25 protein-coding genes are annotated in these 22,200 nt (G+C 65.2%); 12 read left to right on the top strand and 13 right to left on the bottom strand.

The window, feature by feature from the left end; translation table 11 throughout:
- Positions 1-138 precede the first annotated feature (138 nt).
- Entirely contained in the window at positions 139-693 is a 555-nt protein-coding gene (locus CQ050_RS14130; protein WP_105557463.1) for an NADPH-dependent FMN reductase, read from the top strand.
- Positions 694-1,626: 933 nt separating this feature from the next.
- On the opposite strand, the gene CQ050_RS14125 is transcribed toward CQ050_RS14130, so the two are convergent.
- Complete coding sequence (locus CQ050_RS14125; RefSeq protein WP_054426601.1) at positions 1,627-1,842, bottom strand: dodecin; 216 nt, start codon at positions 1,840-1,842, stop codon at positions 1,627-1,629.
- A gap of 183 nt (positions 1,843-2,025) precedes the next feature.
- Here CQ050_RS14125 and CQ050_RS14120 point away from each other — a divergent pair, with 183 nt between their 5' ends.
- Positions 2,026-2,547 carry a DUF6496 domain-containing protein gene (locus CQ050_RS14120; RefSeq protein WP_105557462.1) on the top strand — a complete coding sequence of 174 codons (522 nt, stop codon included), beginning with the start codon at positions 2,026-2,028 and terminating at the stop codon, positions 2,545-2,547.
- Positions 2,548-2,560: 13 nt separating this feature from the next.
- On the opposite strand, the gene CQ050_RS14115 is transcribed toward CQ050_RS14120, so the two are convergent.
- A complete protein-coding gene (locus tag CQ050_RS14115; protein WP_105557461.1) occupies positions 2,561-3,463 on the bottom strand; it encodes a LysR family transcriptional regulator in 903 nt (300 codons plus the stop codon).
- 112 nt (positions 3,464-3,575) lie between these two features.
- On the opposite strand from CQ050_RS14115, the gene CQ050_RS14110 reads away from it, so the two are divergent.
- The 3 genes from CQ050_RS14110 (at position 3,576) to CQ050_RS14100 (ending at position 5,875) form a co-directional block, all read left to right on the top strand.
- Positions 3,576-4,370, top strand: a complete 795-nt coding sequence (locus CQ050_RS14110) for an SDR family NAD(P)-dependent oxidoreductase (protein WP_105557460.1) — start codon at positions 3,576-3,578, stop codon at positions 4,368-4,370.
- 28 nt (positions 4,371-4,398) lie between these two features.
- Positions 4,399-5,412, top strand: a complete 1,014-nt coding sequence (locus tag CQ050_RS14105; RefSeq protein WP_105557459.1) for a zinc-binding alcohol dehydrogenase family protein — start codon at positions 4,399-4,401, stop codon at positions 5,410-5,412.
- Between the two features lie 157 nt (positions 5,413-5,569).
- Entirely contained in the window at positions 5,570-5,875 is a 306-nt protein-coding gene (locus tag CQ050_RS14100; protein ID WP_233214043.1) for a hypothetical protein, read from the top strand.
- A 9-nt stretch (positions 5,876-5,884) separates the two neighbouring features.
- Here CQ050_RS14100 and CQ050_RS14095 read toward each other — a convergent pair whose 3' ends face one another.
- The 3 genes from CQ050_RS14095 to CQ050_RS14085 form a co-directional block, all read right to left on the bottom strand.
- Positions 5,885-6,235: an antibiotic biosynthesis monooxygenase gene (locus CQ050_RS14095; protein WP_105557458.1), complete on the bottom strand. Its 351-nt coding sequence runs from the start codon at positions 6,233-6,235 to the stop codon at positions 5,885-5,887.
- A 134-nt stretch (positions 6,236-6,369) separates the two neighbouring features.
- A complete protein-coding gene (locus CQ050_RS14090; protein ID WP_105557457.1) occupies positions 6,370-6,726 on the bottom strand; it encodes a hypothetical protein in 357 nt (118 codons plus the stop codon).
- A gap of 79 nt (positions 6,727-6,805) precedes the next feature.
- Positions 6,806-7,711: an aldose 1-epimerase gene (locus CQ050_RS14085; protein WP_105557456.1), complete on the bottom strand. Its 906-nt coding sequence runs from the start codon at positions 7,709-7,711 to the stop codon at positions 6,806-6,808.
- 165 nt (positions 7,712-7,876) lie between these two features.
- Here CQ050_RS14085 and mutS point away from each other — a divergent pair, with 165 nt between their 5' ends.
- The 3 genes from mutS to CQ050_RS14070 all read left to right on the top strand — a co-directional run bounded on the left by mutS (position 7,877) and on the right by CQ050_RS14070 (position 12,181).
- Positions 7,877-10,546, top strand: coding sequence for a DNA mismatch repair protein MutS (gene mutS / locus CQ050_RS14080; protein WP_233214040.1), 2,670 nt, complete (start codon positions 7,877-7,879; stop codon positions 10,544-10,546).
- The gene (locus tag CQ050_RS14075) at positions 10,543-11,736 is read left to right on the top strand and encodes a cupin domain-containing protein (protein ID WP_105557454.1); all 1,194 of its coding nucleotides are present in this window, start codon (positions 10,543-10,545) and stop codon (positions 11,734-11,736) included. Before mutS ends, CQ050_RS14075 begins: the two co-directional genes overlap by 4 nt.
- A gap of 217 nt (positions 11,737-11,953) precedes the next feature.
- Positions 11,954-12,181, top strand: a complete 228-nt coding sequence (locus CQ050_RS14070) for an endopeptidase (protein WP_105557453.1) — start codon at positions 11,954-11,956, stop codon at positions 12,179-12,181.
- 186 nt (positions 12,182-12,367) lie between these two features.
- On the opposite strand, the gene bamC is transcribed toward CQ050_RS14070, so the two are convergent.
- From bamC to CQ050_RS14050, 4 genes are all read right to left on the bottom strand, one after another.
- On the bottom strand, positions 12,368-13,492 hold the full coding sequence (gene bamC, locus CQ050_RS14065) for an outer membrane protein assembly factor BamC (RefSeq protein ID WP_105557452.1): 1,125 nt from the start codon (positions 13,490-13,492) through the stop codon (positions 12,368-12,370).
- 17 nt (positions 13,493-13,509) lie between these two features.
- Positions 13,510-14,415, bottom strand: a complete 906-nt coding sequence (dapA, locus tag CQ050_RS14060) for a 4-hydroxy-tetrahydrodipicolinate synthase (RefSeq protein ID WP_105557451.1) — start codon at positions 14,413-14,415, stop codon at positions 13,510-13,512.
- 87 nt (positions 14,416-14,502) lie between these two features.
- On the bottom strand, positions 14,503-15,150 hold the full coding sequence (locus CQ050_RS14055) for a site-2 protease family protein (protein WP_105557450.1): 648 nt from the start codon (positions 15,148-15,150) through the stop codon (positions 14,503-14,505).
- A gap of 72 nt (positions 15,151-15,222) precedes the next feature.
- Positions 15,223-15,849, bottom strand: a complete 627-nt coding sequence (locus CQ050_RS14050) for an L-threonylcarbamoyladenylate synthase (RefSeq protein WP_105557449.1) — start codon at positions 15,847-15,849, stop codon at positions 15,223-15,225.
- Positions 15,850-15,935: 86 nt separating this feature from the next.
- Here CQ050_RS14050 and CQ050_RS14045 point away from each other — a divergent pair, with 86 nt between their 5' ends.
- The 3 genes from CQ050_RS14045 (at position 15,936) to CQ050_RS14035 (ending at position 18,273) form a co-directional block, all read left to right on the top strand.
- A complete protein-coding gene (locus CQ050_RS14045) occupies positions 15,936-16,790 on the top strand; it encodes a neutral zinc metallopeptidase (protein ID WP_105557448.1) in 855 nt (284 codons plus the stop codon).
- Positions 16,791-16,975: 185 nt separating this feature from the next.
- On the top strand, positions 16,976-17,512 hold the full coding sequence (locus CQ050_RS14040) for a hypothetical protein (protein WP_105557447.1): 537 nt from the start codon (positions 16,976-16,978) through the stop codon (positions 17,510-17,512).
- Positions 17,509-18,273 (top strand): DUF1828 domain-containing protein, encoded by a 765-nt coding sequence (locus CQ050_RS14035; protein ID WP_105557446.1) that lies wholly within the window; start codon positions 17,509-17,511, stop codon positions 18,271-18,273. The genes CQ050_RS14040 and CQ050_RS14035 overlap by 4 nt, the downstream gene beginning before the upstream one ends.
- Here the strand turns inward: CQ050_RS14035 and CQ050_RS14030 are convergent.
- The 3 genes from CQ050_RS14030 to CQ050_RS14020 form a co-directional block, all read right to left on the bottom strand.
- Positions 18,270-18,542, bottom strand: coding sequence for a hypothetical protein (locus CQ050_RS14030; RefSeq protein ID WP_105557445.1), 273 nt, complete (start codon positions 18,540-18,542; stop codon positions 18,270-18,272). The genes CQ050_RS14035 and CQ050_RS14030 overlap by 4 nt on opposite strands.
- 222 nt (positions 18,543-18,764) lie before the next feature.
- Positions 18,765-19,430 carry an N-acetyltransferase gene (locus CQ050_RS14025; RefSeq protein ID WP_105557444.1) on the bottom strand — a complete coding sequence of 222 codons (666 nt, stop codon included), beginning with the start codon at positions 19,428-19,430 and terminating at the stop codon, positions 18,765-18,767.
- A gap of 84 nt (positions 19,431-19,514) precedes the next feature.
- Complete coding sequence (locus CQ050_RS14020; protein WP_105557443.1) at positions 19,515-20,249, bottom strand: helix-turn-helix transcriptional regulator; 735 nt, start codon at positions 20,247-20,249, stop codon at positions 19,515-19,517.
- An 85-nt stretch (positions 20,250-20,334) separates the two neighbouring features.
- Between CQ050_RS14020 and CQ050_RS14015 the strand changes: the two genes are divergently transcribed.
- Positions 20,335-21,606 carry an MFS transporter gene (locus tag CQ050_RS14015; protein WP_105557442.1) on the top strand — a complete coding sequence of 424 codons (1,272 nt, stop codon included), beginning with the start codon at positions 20,335-20,337 and terminating at the stop codon, positions 21,604-21,606.
- Here the strand turns inward: CQ050_RS14015 and CQ050_RS14010 are convergent.
- Positions 21,566-22,198: an FMN-binding negative transcriptional regulator gene (locus CQ050_RS14010; protein ID WP_105557441.1), complete on the bottom strand. Its 633-nt coding sequence runs from the start codon at positions 22,196-22,198 to the stop codon at positions 21,566-21,568. The two genes, CQ050_RS14015 and CQ050_RS14010, sit on opposite strands and share 41 nt — an antisense overlap.
- Between the last annotated feature and the right edge of the window lie 2 nt (positions 22,199-22,200).

Raw genomic sequence — 22,200 nt, 5'->3', positions numbered from 1 at the left:
TGTCTCGTTGAGTTGCCTGGTTGCGCCCCGCCACACACCGCAGGCCTGCGCGCGATATCGATATGCGGAATCGGCATTGAGCAGGCTGCGGTCCAGGTCTACACTGAACCTTCCTTTACCCGTTGGAGCACACGCCTCATGAGCACCTACAAGATTGCGGTTTTCGTCGGAAGCCTGCGCGCTGCCTCCATCAACCTGCGACTGGCCCGCGCGCTGGAAAAGCTGGTTCCCGCCGAATTCAAGTTCGAGTACGTGAGCCTGGGCGACATCCCGCTCTACAACCAGGACAACGAAAACAACCTGCCGCCGCCTGCCGCCAAGCTCAAGCAACAGATCGCCGACGCGCAAGGCATCTTGTTCGTCTCGCCCGAACACAACCGCTCGGTGCCCGCCGCCATCAAGAACGCCATCGACTGGGGCTCGCGCCCCTGGGGCCAGAACTCGTGGCCCGGCAAGGCTGTCGGCATCGTCGGGGCATCGCCCAGCGCCGCCGGCACCGCGCTGATGCAGCAGCACCTGCGCAACATCCTGGCCGCCGAAGGCGCCAACGCGCTGACCACGCCGGAAGTCTTCCTGCAATACACGGAAGGCCTGGTCGACGATCAGTTCAACATCACCAATGAAGGCACGCGCAAATTCCTGCAAGGCTGGATCGACCGCTATGTCGATTGGGTCAAGAAGCTGAACAGCTGATTGCCGCCGCCGCCGGCCCGGGGCCCTGCCCCCGCCGGCGCCGATCGCCCGATCTACCTCCGGGCGATCAAGCCCCTCGATGCGTCGAGGGGCTTTTTTTCATCCTGAAGAAGCACCGAGCCCTCGATGATGCCTCGGCGTTTTTTTTAACCTGAAGAAGAACAGCCGCGCCGCCGCCGGGCCGCCCCAAGGCGGCGCAGCCCCCTCCGGGGGCAGCAAGCGCGCGTAGCGAGCGCAGCGTGGGGGCGCCCTGGCACAGCCGCGCCGCCGCCGGGCCGCCCCAAGGCGGCGCAGCCCCCTCGGGGGGCAGCAAGCGCGCGTAGCGAGCGCAGCGTGGGGGCAACTTATCCCCGCTTACTGTGGAGAACGTTGAGGACAGCTTTGGGGCAGACCCAAAATTTCCTGTCCTGCCAAGCACTTGCACCCACTGATCAAACAATGCGCAATCATCCTTTTGGATGAGTTTCCGCGCGTTTATCCACGAAAAGGCTGGATGTCCGTCCAGGCCTTTTGCGTCTGCCCCATCGTGTGTGGATTTGTCCCAGCATTCTGTGGAAAAGCATGAGGACAGCTTGAGGGCAGGTCCGAAATCCCTTGCGATATCAATGCCCTGCAAGGGGTGGTCAAGAAAGGCCCAAGCGCTCGATTTTCGGCCCGGGTTGTCCCCGCCAAATGTGGATAAGCCTGAGGACAGTATGCGGGTAGTCGCCAAAAACCCTTATATGGCAATGACTTGCGGGTAGCGGGCAAAGAACGCTCAGGCACACGCGCCAAACGCCACCGCGTTTCGCGGCGCGAGGCGATGGGGATAAGCGCACGGGCTTGTCCCCATCGAATGTGGACAAGCCTATGAACAGTCGGATAACAAGCCCGAAAAGTCCTTATCCGACAATCACTTGGAAGGGCTGCTCAAAAAAGGCGCAGCGCCAGAATTTACTTGTCGCCTTCCAGGCGCATGCCGATCTTCAGACCGACCTGCCAGTGCGCCACTTTGCCGTCCTTGATATGGCCGCGCACTTCGGTGACCTCGAACCAATCCAGGTTGCGCAGGGTTTCCGAGGCACGCTCGATGGCTTTGGCGATCGCGTCATCGGTGGACTTGGTGGAAGAGCCCACCAGTTCGATTTGCTTGTAGACATGATTCGACATTGCTCTTCTCCACTAAGGGTATGAGTCGTGAATCGTCGGCGCGCAAGCCTTTCCGGCGCTTACGACCGGCAATCCATTCGAACACACAGGATACCCCCGCAGCGGTAGAGTGGTGTTACGAGTTTCGTCGCCCGATCTCGACAGGCGACGGCTCTGCTCCCGCAACCTCGCAAGGAGATCACCATGCCTGAACGAAAAACCCTGGAACGAGCCAAGCGCGACAAGCGCCAGGGCAAGTCAGCGTCCACGCAGGCCGGAGAATTCGTACGCGAAGAAATCGAGCATGTCCGCGAAGGCAAGCACGGCGTGCGGTCCACCAAGCAAGCCATCGCGATCGGACTGTCGAAAGCGCGGCGCTCGGGGGTCAAGCTGCCGGCCTCCAAGTCGGCCAGCCCAGCCACCAAGCGCAAGGCGGAACAGGACACCCATGCCGCCAAGGACGGACACGCCAAATCCTCCACACGCGCCCGCGCCACCACCACCGCGTTGAAGAAGGAAAGCGCCAAGCCGGCATCACGCGCGGCGCTGTCGCGCCAGGCCAGCAAGACGGCCGGCCGACGCACCGCGGCGGACCGCTCGGCAGCCGCCAAGAAAGCGGCCGCGACCAAGGGCGCGGCCGGACGCTCCGCGGCGGCAAAGAAGGCGGCCCGCACGCGGGCAGCCAACAAGCAGGCAGGCGGCGCCCACCATCGCGCGGCGCATTGACGCGATGACGCGGCTAGCCTGCGTCGAAACGCTTGAACCGTTCCTGCAGGAATTCGCGCATGCGTTTCACCGCGGGCGACAGCAGCATACGGTGCACGCACAGCAGGTATAAGGGCGACGGCTCGGTGCCGTAGTCCGGCAGCAGTTCAACCAGCCGGCCGGCGCGCAGGTCGCTCAGCACGTCGTAGCGCGATTTGTAGGCCACGCCGTGTCCTGCCAGCGCCCACCGCCGCACCAGGTCGCCGTCATCGCCCACCCGGTCTCCCTTGACCGGCACCGTGGTGCGGGTGCCGTCGCGCTCGAAGCTCCAGCGGTCGTGCAGGGTTTCGCCCAGCACGAACGACAGGCAGTTGTGGCGGCGCAGATCCGCTGGCGCCTGCGGCACGCCATGGCGCGCCAGATACGCGGGCGATGCGCACACGACGCGACGGTTGTGTTCGGACAGCGGCAGCGCCACCAGCGCCGAATCGTTCGGCGTGCCGTAGCGGATGGCGATATCGACCGGTTGCCGGTACAGGTCGGCCAGCCGGTCGCTAATGCGCACCTGGAAACTCACGCGCGGATGCTGGTGCTGGAAATCGTCCAGCCAGGGCAGCAGCACATGGCGCCCCAGGTCGGACGGGATAGAGACCGACAAGGTACCCGAGATGGCGGTCTTGTCGCGGGCCATGGCGTTCTTGCCAGCCTCAAGCGTGGAGATCGCTGCGCGGGCATATTCCAGATAGCGTTCACCATCGGCCGTCAGCCGCAGGCTACGCGTGGACCGCACGAACAGCCGCGTTTCCAGCGTGAGTTCCAGCCGCTTGAGCGCGGCGCTGGCCACCGCCGGCGTCAAGTCCAGTTCGCGGGCGGCGGCGGAAAAGCTGCCGTGGTCGGCGGCTGCCACAAAAATCCTCAAGTCCTCGAACCGGACCATGATTGCCTCATTTTCAAAAAATTATTGAAACTGAGTCGGATGCTAGCCGGTTTTTCAACGTCCCGGACTAGGTAATCATGAGCCCATTCCCCGACCTGTCTGGAGTCAACGCATGAAAATCGAACTGAACGGCAAGAAAGCCCTGGTCACCGGATCTTCTGGCGGCATCGGTCTGGCCATCGCCATGGGGCTCGCGGAGGCCGGCGCGGACGTCGTCCTGCATGGCCGCAACGCCGACAAGCTGGCCCACGCCGCCCAAGCCATCGCCGACAAATTCCCGACCGCCCACGTCAGCACCGTGCAGGCCGACCTGGCCACCGCGGACGGCGCGGCATCAGTCTGCGCCGCCCACCCGGACGTGGACATCCTCGTCAACAACGCCGGCTTCTTCGCGCCCAAGTCCTTCACCGAAATCACGGACGACGACTGGCAGGTCATGCTGGACACCAACGTCATGAGCGGCATCCGCTTGTCGCGCTACTACCTGCCCCGCATGATGGCCGCCGATTGGGGCCGCATCATCTTCATTTCCAGCGAATCCGGTGTGCAAATCCCCGCCGAAATGATCCATTACGGCGTCAGCAAGACCGCGCTGCTGGGCGTGTCGCGCGGGCTGGCCGAGCTGACCGCCGGCACCGGGGTCACCGTGAACGCCGTGCTGCCTGGCCCGACCCGGTCGGAGGGCGTGTCCGACTTCTTCGCCGAAATGGCCAAGGAGCAAGGCGTGTCCCAGGACGACATGGAACGCGACTTCATCGCCCAGCATCGCCCGACGTCCCTGCTGCGCCGCCTGGCCACGGTAGAGGAAGTGGCCAACATGGTCGTCTACACCTGCTCCACGCAGGCCTCCGCCACGAACGGCGCCGCGCTGCGTGTGGACGGCGGCGTCGTGCGCTCCATCCTCTGATTCCCCTCTGACCCGACCCGAGCCCGCCATGAAAGCCATCGCCTACTTCAAGAACTTGCCTGCCGATCAGGCCGACGCCCTGCAAGACATCACGATCGACGAGCCCGTGCCCGGCGACCACGACCTGCTGGTCGACGTGCACGCCATTTCCGTCAATCCCGTGGATGTAAAGATCCGCGCCAACCGCGCGGCCAAGGACGGCCAACCCGAAATCCTGGGCTGGGATGCCGCCGGCATCGTGCGCGCCGTGGGCGCCAAGACCAGCCTGTTCAAACCGGGCGACCGCGTCTGGTATGCCGGCGCCCTGAACCGCCCGGGCGCCAACAGCGAACGCCACGTGGTGGACGAACGCATCGTCGGCCGCATGCCCGACAGCCTGGACTTTGCTCAGGCCGCGGCGTTGCCGTTGACGACCATCACCGCCTGGGAACTGCTGTTCGACCGCCTGCGCGTGCTGGACAACACCGCCCCCAGCCAGCACAGCCTGCTTGTCATCGGCGCGGCAGGCGGCGTGGGATCGATCCTGGTGCAGTTGGCGCGCCAATTGACCGGCTTGACCGTGATCGGCACCGCTTCGCGGCCCGAGACGCAAGCCTGGGTGCGCGAACTGGGCGCCCACCATGTCATCGACCACAGCAAGCCCCTGACGGAAGAACTCGCGCGTATCGGCTTTGGCCAAGTCAGCTATATCGCGGGGCTGAACCAGACCGACAAGCACTTCCCACAGATGGCGGCGGCAATCGCGCCCCAAGGGAAAATCGCGCTGATCGACGATCCGGCCGCTATCGACGTGCGTTTGCTGAAAGGAAAATCCGCGTCGCTGCACTGGGAATTCATGTTTGCGCGCCCCCTTCACAACACGCCCGACCTGATCGCCCAGCACGAACTGCTGAACCAGGCGGCCCGCCTGATCGACAACGGCACGCTGCGCACGACGCTGGGCGAGCACTACGGCAAGATCAACGCCGCCAACCTGCGCCGTGCCCACGCGTTCATCGAAAGCGGCAAGGCGCAGGGCAAGGTGGTGCTGGAAGGGTTCTGACCCGGCCGCTTCCGAGTGCATCCGCGCGGTTTGGCCTGGGGGGCCCAAGAAAATCCCTCCAGGCCATTACCCAGATTTGGGGAAACCTGGCCGGGCATCGGGCGGCAGATCTCGCCATTCCGGCCAGAAAGCGGTAAAAACGCGGGCGGACTGTTCCGTGCGAATTTACCGGGAGTTTCCCCTGCTTGCCCATTTGATCGATCAAACGCTCGAGCCGCTCCTGTGGGGAATGGTTGCGTTTACCCTGTTGATGCTTCGGCTCGCGCCGCTGCAAGGCTGGAAGGCCGCCGTCGTCGCCGGCGTCGCGGCCGGCATGGTGTTCGACACCATCCAGTTCCGCGTCGGCCCCCCGCGCCTGTGGGACTCGCTGGTCCTGACCTCTGTCCTGGCCGCGTTGCTGGCGGCAGCCGTGCTGGAAACGGCTGTTCACCTGTTCACGCGGGTACGCGCCCGTCGCGCCTGACCCTGAAGGCTAGGCGCGAGCGCCAGGCAGCACCAGGTCGCCTACCCGGTAGGTATGGAATTCACTGGTGGAGACCTCGTCCAATTTACGGAATTTCTGCAGAAACACAGGGTCGGCAAAAAACTCATCCACGTTGCCTTCCCCCGAAATCGCCTCGATGTTCACGACGGTCTTGCCGTCCGTGCTCTTGGCCAGATTGCTCCAGAGAAAACCCGGCTTGGTTTGCGCCACGTAGTGCACCACATCCTGGATGGCCCTGAATGCGTCCTCTTGGCGCCCGGGATGGGCATGGATGACGTTAACGATGAACACGGTGGCCTGCGGGACGGCCGAAAACATGGCCTGGGGGATAAGGGACATCGATGGCTCCTGTTGAAAAAACAGAAGCGACTATGCCCCCAAGGCGGGCCGTGAAAAAGCGGTTGGCAGGCGAAACACTACGGACAACCCTGTCCGCAATCAACACGCACCCTGGCGTTCTGGGCAATGCCCCTCTAGCCGCGCCCTTCCCGCTTGGCGCGGGCATGGGGGTCATTGATCTCGGTCTCGAGTTCCGTGATCAGCCAATCGAACCACCCCGTCTCGGTGCGGGCGTACACCACGGCGGCGGGCGTCTTGCCGTCGCGCCAACCCGGTTGATGCGTGTCCATCCAGGACGCCAGGCTCTTATGCGGCGCCAGCAGACCCGACAGCCAGCTCCAGAGGTACTCCGGAACATTGCGCCGAAACCCTTTTGCGCTGGCGTAGAGGGTAGGCTCCAGCGGCAAATTGCCCGAGCGGGCCAGCTTCGCCTGCACCCGGCGCAGCGTCTCGGCCGCGGCCTGCAATTGTTCGGTGCTGAGCTTTTTCACGTAGGAACTCCTGGATTGGATTTGCCAGGATTATCGCCGGAGGAGCCGGCGCTTTCCAAGCGCCGTGTTCTGGCCCGGGTCAGCGCTGGGCGCGGGGCAGGTTCAGCCCCAGCAGGCAGGTCGCGCTGAACCGCGCGCCCGCTTCCAGCGTGCGCATGCCGGTGCGCGTATCGCCATCGGCTGCCCGATTGAACGCATCGGCCACGTTCGTGACCGGTTCCACGCAAAGAAAATCCGAGCCCGGCGCCGTATAGACCACAAGATGCGCAAACGCCGGATCGGCGTGCAGCGCCAATTCATGCCCGTCCGCCCAGTGCAGCGTGGCGCGTCCCTCCCACTGCGACAGATAGGTGTCGCACCCGTCGGCCGACCGGCGCAGTTCGCGCACATGCTTGACGCGGCTGCCCGTGGGCAGGCCATCCGCGTCGGCCGTCCACAGCCGCCGCGCGTTCAATGTGACCCGCTCGGCGGTGAAATACGGATGAATGCCGAAGCCGAACGGCATGGGCGTATCGCCCTGGTTGACGATGATGAAGGACAAGCTCAGCCCGCGCGCGTCCAGCCGATAGCGCTGCACGCATTCAAACGGCCAGGGCCATCCCAACACGCCGGCCGGCTGGTTCAGGACCAGATCGATGCTGTCGGCCGCGTGGTTGCGCACGTGCCAGGCCTGGAACAGGCCCGCGCCGTGTATCGCGTGGGGCCGCCCCGGCACGGACTGCAGCGCATGGCGCGCGCCGTCGAACGTGAACACGCCATCGCGAATGCGGTTGGAATACGGCGCCAATGGGTAAGACCCCGCCCGCGGCCATTTTCCCGCCGGCCACTGGGTCTGCGTCAGCGGCACGATCCAATCATGCGCGCCCGTGGACAAACGGGTCAGCCGCCCGCCGCCGCCCGGCGCGAATTCCGCCTGGTGGCCACCGCCGGCAATAACGACCCGTTCGGACGCATCCAACGGGTCGGCAAAAGGGTAATCCTGCATCTACAGCTCCCGCAGCCATCACAAGGCCGCGTCGCAAGATTGTGACGCCGGCGCACCTAAGCGGCAAGCGAGCCGGTCCTCCTGGCTCCGAAACGCATGCGCCCGGACAAACAAGTCCCACCGCCGTCCCCCTGCCGCCTGCTCCGGCCCGATACAATCACGGGCATGAATTCAGCAACACAAAACACCGCCGCCGACGCCCACGCGGGCCACACCCCGATGATGCAGCAATACCTCCGCCTGAAAGCGGAGGCTGGACCCTTGCTGCTCTTCTACCGCATGGGGGATTTCTATGAAATGTTCTATGAAGACGCGGAACGCGGCGCGCGCCTGCTCAACCTCACGCTGACCAAGCGCGGCTCGTCCAACGGCATCCCGATCCCGATGGCCGGCCTGCCTGTCCACGCCATGGAGCAGTACCTGGCGCGCCTGGTCGCCATGGGCGAGTCCATCGCCATCTGCGAACAGATCGGCGACCCGGCCGCCTCCAAGGGCCCCGTTGAACGCCGCATCGTGCGCATCGTCACGCCCGGCACCCTGACCGACGACGCCCTGCTGCCCGCCAAGGCAGACCGCGCGCTGGCCGCCGTGTTCGTCAGCGGCAACGCCCGCGCCCCGCGCGCCGGGCTGGCCTGGCTGAACCTGGCCAGCGGCGAGTTCCGCGTGACTGAATGCGCGCCCGCGCAGCTGGAATCCGAACTGCACCGCATCGCGCCCGCGGAGATCATCTGCGCCGACAGCGCCGATTTCGACTTCCCCTTCGAAGGCGCTCGCGCCCGGGTGCCGGACTGGCACTTTGAAAGCGACGGCGCGCGCGCACATTTGCTGGCGCACTTCAAGACGGACACGCTGGCGGGCTTCGATATCGAAGACATGCCGGCCGGCATCTGCGCCGCCGGCGCGCTGCTGCGCTATGCGGCGCGCACCCAGTCGCAGGCGCTGGCGCACGTGCAAAGCCTGTCGGCCGAGCGTCCCGGCCAGTACGTGCTGCTGGATCCGGTCACCCGCCGCAACCTGGAACTGACCCAGACGCTGTCCGGCGAAGACTCGCCCACGCTGTTCTCGCTGCTGGACGGCTGCCGCACGCCCATGGGCAGCCGGCTGCTGCGCCGCTGGCTGCACCATCCGCTACGCGAGAACGATCAAGCGCTGGCGCGCCAACAAGCCATCTCGGCGCTGCTGGCCGGCCGCATGGACGTCGAGCAGACCTTCGGCGTGGCCGGCTTAGGCGCGGCCGGCCTGCTGGAATCGCTACGGGCGGCGTTGAACGCCTTTCCCGACATCGAACGCATTGCCGCGCGGCTGGCGCTGCGCTCGGTACGCCCCCGCGAATTGGCCAGCCTGCGCGATGCGCTGGAATCCCTGCCGGCCTTGCGTGACCTGGTCAAACCCATGGCGGATTCCCCGCGTCTGGGCGAGCTCATCTCGCACCTGTCGGTAGACCCGGCGCTGGCCGCGCTGCTGGTGCGCGCCATTGCGCCCGAGCCTGCCGTGGCGATTCGCGACGGCGGCGTCCTGGCGGCCGGCTTCGATGCCGAACTGGACGAACTGCGTGGCCTGGCGGCCGACGGCGGCGACTTCCTGGTGCAACTGGAAGCGCGGGAGCGCGAGCGCACGGGCATCAACAACCTGCGCGTGGAGTTCAACCGCGTGCATGGCTTCTACATCGAAGTCTCCAAGGGCCAGACGGCCAAGGTGCCGGAAGACTACCGCCGCCGCCAGACGCTGAAAAATGCCGAGCGCTACATCACGCCCGAATTGAAGACGTGGGAAGACAAGGTGCTGTCCGCCCAGGACCGTTCGCTGGCCCGTGAAAAGTGGCTGTTCGAACAATTGCTGGACGTGCTGGCCGAACACGTGCGGCCGCTGTCCGACTGCGCCGCTGCACTGGCCGAACTGGATACGCTGGCGGCCCTGGCCGACCACGCGCGCCGCCACGACTGGATGGCGCCGGACTTGTCCGAACAGGCCGATATCGATATCGAGGCCGGCCGCCACCCCGTGGTCGAACACGCCATCGAACGCTTCACGCCCAACGGCTGCCGCCTGGACCCCGCCCGCCGCATGCTGCTGATCACCGGCCCGAACATGGGCGGTAAATCGACCTACATGCGCCAGGTAGCGTTGATCGTGCTGCTGGCGCGCATCGGCAGCTTCGTGCCCGCCACCCGCGCGCGCATTGGCAAGATCGACCGCATCTTCACCCGTATCGGCGCGGCCGACGACCTGGCGGGCGGGCGCTCGACCTTCATGATGGAAATGACCGAGGCGGCTGCCATCCTGTCGGCCAGCACGCCCAACAGCCTGGTGCTGATGGACGAGATCGGCCGCGGCACATCCACCTATGACGGCCTGGCGCTGGCGTGGGCCATCGCATGCCGCCTGCTGGCGCACAACCGCGCGTTGACGCTCTTCGCCACGCACTACTTTGAACTGACCCGCCTGCCGGCCGAACAGCCGGCCTCCGCCAACGTGCACCTGGCCGCGGCGGAATCGGCCAGCGGCATCGTCTTCCTGCACGAAGTGCGCGAAGGCCCGGCCAGCCGCAGCTATGGGATCCAGGTGGCTCAACGCGCCGGCGTGCCCGCCGCGGTGATCCGCCAGGCCACCCGCGAACTCGAACGGCTGGAAGCGCAGGGGTCGCCCACACCGCAGCTGGGCTTGTTCTCGGCCGCGGCGGACGCCGACGCGCAGGCCTACGCCGACACCGAGCGCTCCGACGAAATCGAGGCGCTGAACGCCTTGCGCGAATCGCTTGCCGCCATCGACCCCGACAGCCTCACCCCGCGCGAAGCGCTGGATGCCCTCTACCGTCTGAAGAAGCACCTTCAATGAACCTCGACCAACGCCTGCCGCTGCTGGGCAACCAAAGCCCCAACGACTTCATGCGCCGCTATTGGCAGCGCAAGCCGCTGCTGATCCGCCAGGCCATCCCCGGCTTCAAGCCGCCGCTGACCGTCGCGGCCATCAAGAAGCTGGCGCGCCGCGACGATGTCGAATCGCGCCTGATCTGGCGCGAGAACGGCGAATGGCAAATGGAGAACGGCCCGTTCGCGCGCCTGCCCAAAGACAACGAAGGCGATTGGACGCTGCTGATTCAAAGCGTGGACCTGCTGAGCGATGCGGCATCCGAACTGATGGGGCTGTTCCGATTCATCCCCGACGCCCGTCTTGACGACGTGATGATCAGCATTGCCAGCCACGGCGGTGGCGTCGGCCCGCACTTCGACAGCTATGACGTCTTCCTGTTGCAGGCCGCTGGCGAACGCGAATGGCGTTATGGCCGCCAGAAAGACCTGTCGCTGGAACCCGGCCTGCCGCTGAAGATCCTGAGCAATTTCCAGCCTGAAGAAAAGGCCGTGCTGGCCCCCGGCGACATGCTGTACCTGCCGCCGCAGGCGGCCCATGACGGCATCGCCATGGGCGACGGCTGCATGACCATCTCGATCGGGTTCCGCGCCCCCACGCAGGCCACGCTGGCGCGCGGGCTGCTGGAAGCCGCCGCCGACCAGGTGATGGCGCGCGTCGGCCTGCTGGGCGGCCCTTACGGTGAACCCGCCCTGCCCGGCCCCAAACTGTCCGCCGTCTATCGAGACCCGGGCCAGCCCGCCGTCGACACGCCCGCGGCACTGCCCGATGCCCTGGTGGCCGCCACGCTGGAAACCGTGGAAAAACTCCGTTTCGACGACGCGCTGGCGTCGCGCTTCCTCGGTTGCTGGTTGACCGAGCCGCACAACCTCAGCGTGTTCGATGCGCCCGAGGGCATGGACGTGGACCTGGAAGAAGACTGGCCCGCCTCGGGCCGCTTGGTGCTGGATCGCCGCAGCCGCATGCTGTATCGCGGCAAGCAACTCTTCATCAATGGCGAAACCGCCATGACGCCGGCCGAGGCCGCCCTGCGCACGCTGGCCGATGCACGCAGCCTGGATTGCGCCGACCCGGCCTGCGCAAAGCTGTCCGACGATGCACGTTCATGCCTGGCGGATTGGGTGGATTCGGGGTGGATTCATTACCACGCGGCGTAGTATCCAGACACGTGCGCGTATCTGACTTGCACAGAACGCAATCAGGTCTATGCGCGCGGTCACATAAGGAAAGACATAACACGGAGCTGAAAGGTTTGTTGCCATTGGGATGCGACCTTTTTAACTTTCACACGCGATAGGGCGCTGGCTTCCTGTAGCCTGGATTCTGGTTTCCCCTAAGGGGGTTTCAAGAGTCGTCATCTACAGGAGTCCAAAAATGATGAGCAAAACCTTGATTATTGCCTCGGTGCTGGCAGTGTCGCTCAGCGCTTGCAACAAGAAGGAAGATGCCCCGGCGCCCGCGAACAACCCCACTCCGGGCGCTAGCACGCCTGCCCCGAGCACCACGCCCCCGGCCACGTCGCCGGCTCCGGCGCCCACCCCCGGCACGACGCCTGGTGGCGGTTCGAACACCCCGGGCGGCTCGACCACCCCCGCGTCTTAATAAAAACAGAGACGAACCCCCGCTCTGAAGACGTAGAAAAGCCCCGGCAGCCATGCTGCCGGGGCTTTTTTATGCGCGTCGCCAGATGCCGCAAAGGCGCATGACGACGCCGGCGCCCATGAAAAAGGCCCCCTTCCGGGGGCCCTTGCGCATCAAACCGGCGCCGAAGCGCCGATCTGCTGCGATTTACATCTTGTCCTTCAGGACGCTCAGCAGACGCTGCGCGGTGGCGCTGTTGTCGCGGGTGCCCGTGGAATCCAGCACCGTCACCGTCGTCTCGTCGCCGGTGGCGGCCAGGTGAATACGGTATTGCGGCGCCTCGGCCTTCTTGTCGCCCGAGAACATGCGGCCGAAGAAGCCCGGTTGCTCGTTCTTTTCGCCGGTGTCGGTGTCGACATAGCGCACGAAGTAGTCACCTGCGGAGCGGTCGCGGTCGTCCACGGCGAAGCCGCCGCCGTCCAGCGCCACGCCGACACGGCGCCATGCGCGGTCAAACGATTCAGCCACCAGCAACGACGCGCCCTGCGTGCGGACATCTTCCTGCACGGCCGGCTTCTGCGGCGAGGCTTCCGCCTGCTGCACCAGCTTGCGGGCGCTGTCCACGTCCGAACCCAGGTAGACCATCATGCGGGCGAGCATGGCGGCGTTCAGGCCAGGATCTTCCTTGCCGTTCTGCCATTGCACTTGGCCGCCGTCGGAACCCACACGCTTTTCCAGCATCTGGCGATGGCTGACATAGACTTCGGTGTGGCCGTTGACGCGTTCGACGCGCGTGCGGAATTTCTCGCGTTCGCCGCTATCCCAAGCCGATTCCAGCACCGCTCCCAACGCCTGGCGCAGCCAGCTTTCCGGAATCTTGGCGCGGTTTTCCGCCCAGTCGGTTTCGATCAGGCCAGCGCCGGGGTTGTTGCTGGCCACGGTGAAGCCGTTTTCGGTCCAGAAGTCGACCAGGCGCGGGAACACGTCTTCGGGAGCACGGTCCACGACCAGCCAGCGCAGGTCGCCGTCACGCTCGACGCGCATGTCCTGGCGGCCAGGCAACACGTTGCTGGTCTTGGGGGCCGTGGCTTGCGCCTGGCCCTGCTGCTGGAACTGCGAGTACGTCGTCGAGCCCGAAGCGGGCGCGCGATAACGCGGATCGCTGTTGGCCTGAGTCAAATCCGGCGGGATGCTCAGAGGCTCTCCACGCTGGGTGACGGCGCTCTTGTAGTTGACGGATTCTTCATTGCCCAGGAATTGGTTGACCTCGCTGCAGCCGGCCAACAACACCAGAGACATCAATGCCGACAAACCGGCATGACGTTTGTTCATACGTATCCTCACGATATTTAGAGCAGACCCGTTTCCTGGAGCGCGCGACGCACGACTTCGTGGTTCTGCGAGCCCAGTTCAACCAGCGGAAGCCGGTAGCCCAGTGCGCTACGGCCCATTTCGGCCAACGCCCACTTGACGGGGATGGGATTGGCTTCAACAAACAAAGCCTTGTTCAGACGCGCCAGGAAGGCATTAAGTTCACGGACCTTCGGCACGTCGCCCGCCAACGCCGCGGCGCACAGGTCGCGCATGAGCTTGGGCGCCACGTTGGCGGTCACGGAAATGTTGCCGCGCGCGCCCAGCAGGATCAGGGCGGCGGCGGTGGGATCATCGCCGCTGAAAACCTGGAAGCTTGCCGGCGCTTCGCGCAGCAACAGGCCGCCGCGGGCGATATCGCCAGTGGCGTCCTTGATGCCGATGATGCCGGGCACCTGCGCCAGGCGCAGGACCGTCTCGTTGCTCATGTCGGCAACGGTGCGGCCCGGCACGTTGTACAGGATGGTCGGCAGATCGACGGTTTCCGCGATCGTACGGAAGTGGCGATACAGGCCCTCTTGCGACGGCTTGTTGTAATAGGGAACGACCGACAGGCCGGCCTGCGCGCCAACAGCCTTGGCGTGTCGCGTCAGGTGGATGGCTTCGTCGGTGGAGTTGGCGCCCACGCCAGCAATGACCGGAATGCGGCCGGCGGCGTGTTCCACCGCAACGCGGATCAGTTCCGCGTGCTCTTCCATGGAGACCGTGGGCGACTCCCCGGTGGTGCCCACCACCACCAGCGCGTCGGTTCCTTCCTGGACGTGCCAGTCGATCAATGACCGGTAGGCAGCGTAATCCAGGCTGCCGTCGGGCTGCATGGGAGTGACCAGGGCCACCAAGCTGCCCTGGAAATTAACGCCTGCGGCGGTTGCAGGGGATGCCATAAATGTAGGGCTCCAACGCCCCGCGGCAGGATGCCCCAGGGCCAGAATCAATGAAACCGCTGAGTTTAACGGAATTTGGCCGGAATCCTACAGAAACCACTGGACGATAGTCGTTCCAAATTCGTACACCGGACGCATCAGAAGCCAAAGCACGTCGGTGACCAAAAGGACGATGACGATCATCAAGCCATACGGCTCGATTTTCGAGTATTGCCAGGCCAGGCGGTTCGGCAGCAGGCTGAACAGGATACGTCCCCCATCCAACGGCAAAATCGGCAGCAGGTTCAGCGCCATCAGCACCAGGTTGATATTCACGCCGGCCACGCCCATCTGGAACCAGAACGACTCCTGCATGCCGGATTCCAACATCAGGCGCAGCGAAAACGCCCAAAGGATCGCCATCAGCAGGTTCGCGGCCGGCCCGGCCAGCGCCACCCACAGCATGTCGCGCTTGGGGCGGCGCAAGCGGCCGAAGTCCACCGGTACGGGCTTTGCCCACCCGAACAGCATGCCCGGGCTGCCCAGCAGCTTGGATGCCAACAGGATGACCACCGGCACCAGCAAGGTGCCGACAGGGTCGATATGGCGCGCCGGGTTCAGGCTGATGCGGCCGGCCTCGTAAGCCGTCGGGTCGCCGAACATCCGCGCGACATAGCCGTGGGCCGCCTCGTGCAGGGTGATAGCGAAGATGACCGGTATCGCGTAGACCGCAATGGTTTGGATGATGTCGTTCATGGCGAGCCGGATTGTAGATGAGCCGCGTGCCGGCAGGGGCCGGCACGCAAGGCACTACGGAGTGGAGAAGATTCAGGCAAGGCCAAGCGTGGCGGGATCGCCGCGGCCCACGCGCACGACCACCGGATCGTCGCTGGTCAAGTCGATGACCGTGGTCGGAGATTGCGGGCAGGCGCCCGCGTCGATGATGGCCGCCAGATCGTGGTCGTAGCGCGCGCGGATGTCTTCGGCGTCGTTCAACGCGTCGGTCTCGTCCTTGGGGATCAGGGTCGTGGAAAGCAAAGGCGCCCCCACTTGCTCAAGCAAGCCCAGCATGACGGCGTGATCCGGGACGCGGATGCCGATGGTTTTGCGCGACGGGTGCGAAACGCGCCGCGGCACTTCCTTGGTGGCTTCAAGAATGAAGGTCCAGGGGCCCGGCGTCGCGGCCTTCAGCAAGCGGTATTGCTTGTTGTCCACGCGGGCAAAGTGGCCAATTTCGGCCAGATCGCGGCACAGCAGCGTCAGGTGATGTCTTTCGTCCAGGCCGCGAAGCCGGCGCAAGCCGTCAGCGGCGTCCTTGTCGTCCAGGCGTGCGACGACGGCATAGCTGGAGTCGGTGGGCACCGCCACCAGGCCTCCATCGTTCAGCCATTGGGCTGCCTGCTTGAGCAGGCGAGGTTGAGGATTCGCAGGATGAATAGATAAATACAAGGCCATGGGATTATCCTAACACTCTTGAATGCCGCCCAACGTGGCGCGGCGATGCAAAATGGCGGGAACGCCGACCCGCCCGGAGAAACAGTATGCGCCTCGATGACTCGCGTGAAAGCGACAATGTGGAAGACCGACGAGCCAGTGGTCCCCGTATCGGCGGCCGTGGAACCATCGGCATCGGTACGATAGTACTTGCCTTGGTAGCCATGTACTTTGGCGTGGACCCCAGCGTGGTCTTGCAAATGGCCGAAGGACCTCCCCAGACCCAGCAGCAGGCGCCGGCCACCCGGCCGCCCGTCGACGATCCGCAGGCGCGCTTCGTGGCCAAGGTGCTGGGCGAAACCGAAGACACCTGGACCGCGATATTCCAGAAGGACCTGAACCGCCAATACGTCGCACCCAAGCTCGTGCTGTTCCGCGGCGCCACGCCCACGGCGTGCGGCACGGGCCAGTCCGCGATGGGCCCGTTCTACTGTCCCGGCGACAGCAAGGTCTATATCGACCTGGCCTTCTTCGATGAATTGCAGAACAAGTTCAAGGCGCCCGGCGACTTCGCCCAAGCCTATGTGATCGCGCATGAAGTCGGACACCACGTGCAGCATCTGCTGGGCATCTCGGACCAGGTGGACCAGCTGCGCCGCCGCAATCCTGCGCAGGCCAATGCGTTGTCCGTGCGCGTGGAATTGCAAGCTGACTGTTTCGCCGGCCTGTGGGCGCAACGCGCCAACGCCGCGCGCAATATCCTGGAAGGTGGCGACGTCGAAGAGGCGCTGTCGGCGGCCACTGCCATCGGCGATGACCGTCTGCAGAAGCAAGCCCAGGGCTATGCCGTGCCGGATTCGTTCACGCACGGATCCTCGGCCCAGCGCGTGCGCTGGTTCAAGCGCGGGCTGGAAAGCGGCAACATCAAGCAATGCGACACGTTCTCGGCCAGCGCGCTTTGATCCGCTGCCAGACCTGAATTGCCTCGGCCCCTTAGCTGTACGGATATACAGCCAAAGGGCCGACACCGTCTTCATCTTGTAAGATTACGCCCCCTCGCACGGTTTGCGCGCATGCGTTCCCTGCGCCCTGTCGCGAGCGGCGCAGCGCATTCGCAGCGCAATTCCAAGACCCCTGAATCCGTTCCATGGCCAACAAGTTCGAACCGTTAATCACCGTTGATGAGGTGCAGGAGATCCTTGCCGAACCCAAGGAAACCGTAAAGCCGATTTCCTGGATCCCGAAGCCCGCCGCCAACAACATCCAATGGATGGAGTTCGCCAGCGCGTGCAAGGTCAAGGGCGACGCGCGGGACGACGTGATTTTCCGGGTGATCTACCGCGGCGCGCGCACGGCGGTGCATGGCCAAGCCACGATCTTCCTGACGGAAGCATTCAGCGCCAGTCTTTTTGTCGGCCCGCACCGGGTATTTGGCGTGGACACGGATGACTCCTTCCACACCAGCCTGGTCGGCGTGGGCCGGCCGCAGTACCGCAAGCCGCTTGCAGACCGCAGCCACGAACATATCTGGGTGGACGAAGGCGAAGGTTATGCCGAACCCATCGTGCCCGCCCTGCACACCATCGGCGCGCTGATGCAGTACTTCCTGCCGCGGGCGAACCTGACCCTTGCCGGCGGATTTGCGCATCCCCTCAAAGGCCGCCAAATCGAATTGATCCTATGAGCACTTTTCTGGAAGCCTCCGGCTGGACCGTCCTGCCGGCCGGTGAACACGCCATACGCGCGGTGTCTCCCATGACGCTGGGGCTGGACGGCCAACACGCCGCCTTCTTCATCGCACACCCTGACGACACGTCGTTCTATCTGACCGACGCCTGTGAGACCTCGATGCACGCGTCCAGCTACGGCATCGACGTCGGGGCCAAGCGCATCGATCTGCTGAACGAAACCCCCGGTGTCAGCCTGGCGCATTTCGACCGCGACGGCGCCATCGTCGCCTCGGGCCCCAACGAACAGTTGCAAGAAGCCCTGTGGGACGCCGTGAAACTGGCCATGGCCTTGTCGTTCCAGTGCGCCAAGTGGATGCCCCGATTCAGCCAACTGCGGTTCCGCGCCCAGGTCGGGCGCGCGCTGGCCGAAGGCGTGGGCGCGAATCGCATGGTCAAAGGCGCACGCGCCAAAGGCAGCAGCGGCCATACCGCGGACTTCGCGTTCGCGGTTCGCGCGGCCGGCAGCACGGCGCTGACCTATATCGAACCGATCGCGCTCAAAGCCGGCAAGAAAATGGATTGGACGCAGGTCTACCAGACCCACGGCAAGATGTCGGATGTGAAGATGGCGGATGCGCGCAATTCGCGCATGGTCATCCTGGAGGACGGCGCGTCGGCAGAAGAATTCAAAAAGGCCGTCACCATCCTCGAGCAGTCCGCGACCGTGCAGACGCTGGCCAAGACACGCGACTGGCGGGACGTCTTTTCCGGCTAGGACGGCATGTTCGTCAGGCCGTCGACGATCTCGCGGCCATGCAATATGGCCGCGTGCACGGCTTCTCGCGGACTGAAGACGAAACCGCCGTCGGCAAATCGGGGGACCGGGTATTCGTCGCCGCCTTCCAGGACGGCGCCTGCCTGAACCACCATTACCGATGCGACGAATACGGGGCCGCTGGGTAGCGCCGGAACTTCAGCGTCCTCGCCCCGGGAGACCTTGGCTGTCAGCCGGTATCCCTTGTAGATCAAGTTGTTCTGATGCACTTCGGATGCCCTCTTTCTTCAATCGAGCATACCGCGCCTGTTCATGACAGTTCTGATATGTTTTGTAACGCAGGCAGAGACTAGAAACATTGTTGCACCACAATAAGTGCGTCCCCCGTTCTCAACTGGCAAGAATTTCGAGCGGAAATCCGCCGCATCGGTAGGCCCGATGCGGCCTGCGGCGTAGCGGGGCACACGCCGGAGCCCCGCCCTGCCGCCGGATTACGGGGATTTCCCTAGGTCGTGTTGCGAAAGCGCATCTTCGGACGCCGCCATGCCCGTTGCCCGCTGGTAATCGGCCAAGGTCCAGCCCCGTCCCAACAGGATTATCCGAGTGTGCAGATCATCCTGCACACGGGGCGGCACGGTGGGTCCCAGGTAGCGCAACTGCTTGCGCCGCAGGTCCACGTAGCCCAGCTCGTAGTGCCGGGCCAACCCCATCCATAGCCGGTGCGCCCCCGTGGATTGGCGGGCGCCGCTCATGATGCACAGGCCTGCGTCCAACCCCCAGCGGTATACCGCCGTCGCCAGCCCCATGCCTTGATAGGGCGCGGCGTATTTCGAATGCGGGGCGCGCACGTACGGGTCGGCCCGCCTGCCCACTTCGATCAGCCGATTGAACACCGTGTAGCCCGCCACCCGGTCCCGCCGCAGATCCATCACATACACGTAGTACTCGCCGTCGGCTTCGCGATAGCGAAACACGATGCCAGGGATGTCGGTCTTGACCTCCGGCAGCCCATGCAAGCGATCCAAAGGACGATTCATCCGGTTGTGTATGGCATTGAGTTCGTTCTCCACTTCTTCCGGAGCATGATTGACGTCAATGCGAAGTTCCGTCACCAAACGGCGGAAGGAACGGAATGCGTGCAGTGCCAGCGTGGGCAAGGCCACCTCCTGTACAGGGTTGATAAAAAAAAATGGGCCGCCTGCAAGGCGGCACCCTTATGGCGAAGCGGCGACAACGTCAGGCTATGCCGCGGCCGGCTTGCCTTCCTGCCAGCCGGCGGCCGCTTGCGCGTCGGCCTTGCCGAAGAAGGCCGGAAACTGCTGCGCGCCCTTGCGCGTGACCGACAGCGCGCGCGAATCCAGGTCCTTCGTGATCCAGCCGCGTTGCGTCAGCGCATCCAGCAAGGCCGCGCCCAGCGCGCCCCCAAGGTGCGAGCGCCGTTCACTCCAGTCCAGGCAGGCGCATGCGAAACGCCGGCGGCGCTGCCGCGCTTGCGCGGCATCCACGCCAATCTGGGCCAGCGACGCCTCGCCCAGCGGCGTCAGCACGTAATCGCGGCCATCGGCGGCCAGCCATTGGCGCGCGAGCATCGCATCGTGGATGCGCACGGCAAGCGTACCCGCCATGTGGTCGTAGCAGGTACGGGCCTCTCGCAACGCGGATGGCGTGTTGGGTTTGAACGGCGCGCGTTCGGCGCCGGCCACGACCAGCAAAGCCTCCAGCGCGTGCGCGACCTCGCTGTTGGCCAGCCGGAAATAGCGGTGCTTGCCCTGCACCGCCATGTCGACCAGCCCTTGCTCGCGCAGCCGCTGAAAATGGCTGCTGGCCGTGGAGGCGCTGATATCGGCGGCGACGGCCAACTCGGTCGCCGTACGGGCGCGGCCGTCCAGCAACAGGCAGAGCATGCGCGCGCGGGCCGGATCGGCGATCGCGCCCGCCACGCCGGATAGGTTGATATCGGCGAACTCGGATTCCATGATTCGCTGTACACCAAAGTGTTGTGTGCAAGGCTTAAGCATACTGCGAGTCATCCTGATACGACACCCGACCCCTACCCCGCCCATGCCTACCCCTCACTCATTCTTCGGCTGGAAAGTCCTTGCCGCCACGTTCACGCTAGCCGTTTTCGGCTGGGGCGTCGGCTTTTACGGTCCGCCGGTGTTCCTGCATGCCGTGGTGCAGCGCACCGGATGGAGCGTGGCGCTGGTTTCCGGCGCGGTCACGCTGCACTTCCTGGCCGGCACGGTGGTCGTCGCCAACCTGCCCCGCCTGTACCGCCGCGCAGGTGTCGCGCAAACCACGTTCGGCGGCGCGGTGCTGCTGGCGCTGGGCGTGGCAGGATGGTCGCTGGCACAAGCCCCGTGGCAGCTGTACCTGGCCGCCGTCATCAGCGGCATGGGCTGGGTAGCCTTGGGCGCAGCAGCGGTCAACGCGCTGATCGCGCCGTGGTTCGTGAGGCGGCGGCCGGCCGCCCTGGGCATGGCCTATAACGGCGCCAGCGTGGGCGGTATCGTGTTTTCGCCGCTGTGGGTCTTTCTGATTGCACAGGCCGGATTTGCGCAGGCCGCGCTGTGGGTGGGCGCCGCGATGGTGGCGGTTATCGCCGTGCTGGCGCGCAAGGTGTTCGCCGTCACGCCACAACAGCTTGGCCAGTTGGCCGACGGCGACGACGCTGCGGCGCCCGCCGCCGTGGCAACCGCCACACAGCCCCTCGTGGGCAACCTGTGGCGCGACCGCGCCTTCGTGACACTGTCATGCGGCATGGCACTGGGGCTGTTTGCCCAGATCGGCCTGATCGCGCATCTGTTGTCGCTATTGGCGCCGTTGCTCGGGGCGCAGTGGGCAGGCGTGGCGATGGGCGTCGCCACGGCCGCCGCGATTGCGGGCCGCATGCTGGTGGGATGGCTGATGCCCGCAGGCGCCGACCGCCGCAAGGTGGCCTGCCTGGCCTACGCGATCCAGATCGGCGGATCGCTCACGCTGATGATGGCGTCGGACCATGGCTGGGCCGTCTGGGCAGGCGTGGTGCTGTTTGGCTCGGGGATCGGTAACGCGACGTCGTTGCCACCCCTCATCGCGCAAACCGAGTTCGCGCGCGAAGACACCGCCCGCGTCGTGCCGCTGATCGTGGCGCTGTCTCAGGGCGCTTACGCCTTCGCGCCCGCCATGTTCGGGATTCTGCGCGCTGTGCTGGAGGCGACAGGGCAATCGTTGGTCGGCTTTCTGGCTGTAGCCGCCTTGCTGCAAGCCGCCGCCATCGCCTGCTTTGCCGCCGGGCTGGGCGCCAGCGCCTTCAGGCCAGCCCGCCCCGCCGCGCCACCAGCCCGGCCATGACGGCGCCGCCGGCCTCGCTGGCCAGGCCTTCCGCCACGCCTTGCCGGTCGGCCGCCGTCCGGTTCTGGCTGACCTTCCATTTGCCTTCGATGCGGGAAATGGGGATCTCGACGCCAATGATGGCGCGCATCTGCGCTGCAATGAAATCGGGCGGCGCCTGATCCACGCTCCAGGGCTGCGTGCGGGCCTTTTCCTGGCTGTCGGTCAAGGCTTCCAACTGCGCTCGCAACCACGCGGGATCGTCCTGGATGACCGGCGTGCCCCACACATGCACCGCCACGAAATTCCAGGTAGGCACGACTTTGTGCGTCTCGGCCTTGGTGGCGTACCAGGACGGCGTGATGTAGGCCTGCGCGCCATGGAAGGCCACCAGGCATTCCTGGCCCGCGGCCAACTGCGCCAGCTGCGGATTGGCGCGCGCCACGTGTAGACGCAGCACGCCATGCGGGCCTTCGGGATAGAGCAGACAGGGGATGTGGTTGGCCATCAGCCCGCCGTCGCCGCTAGTCATGATGACGCCTAGCGGATGGGCGCGGATGAAGTCATGTTGAACGGCAAGGTCATCTTCTCGAAAGGCGGACGGCAGATACATGA

Source organism: Achromobacter sp. MYb9, from assembly GCF_002975275.1.
In the GTDB taxonomy this organism is placed as follows: Bacteria; Pseudomonadota; Gammaproteobacteria; order Burkholderiales; family Burkholderiaceae_B; genus Achromobacter.
Note: the sequence above shows the minus strand (reverse complement) of the source record. Positions and strands in the feature narration are given on the sequence as shown.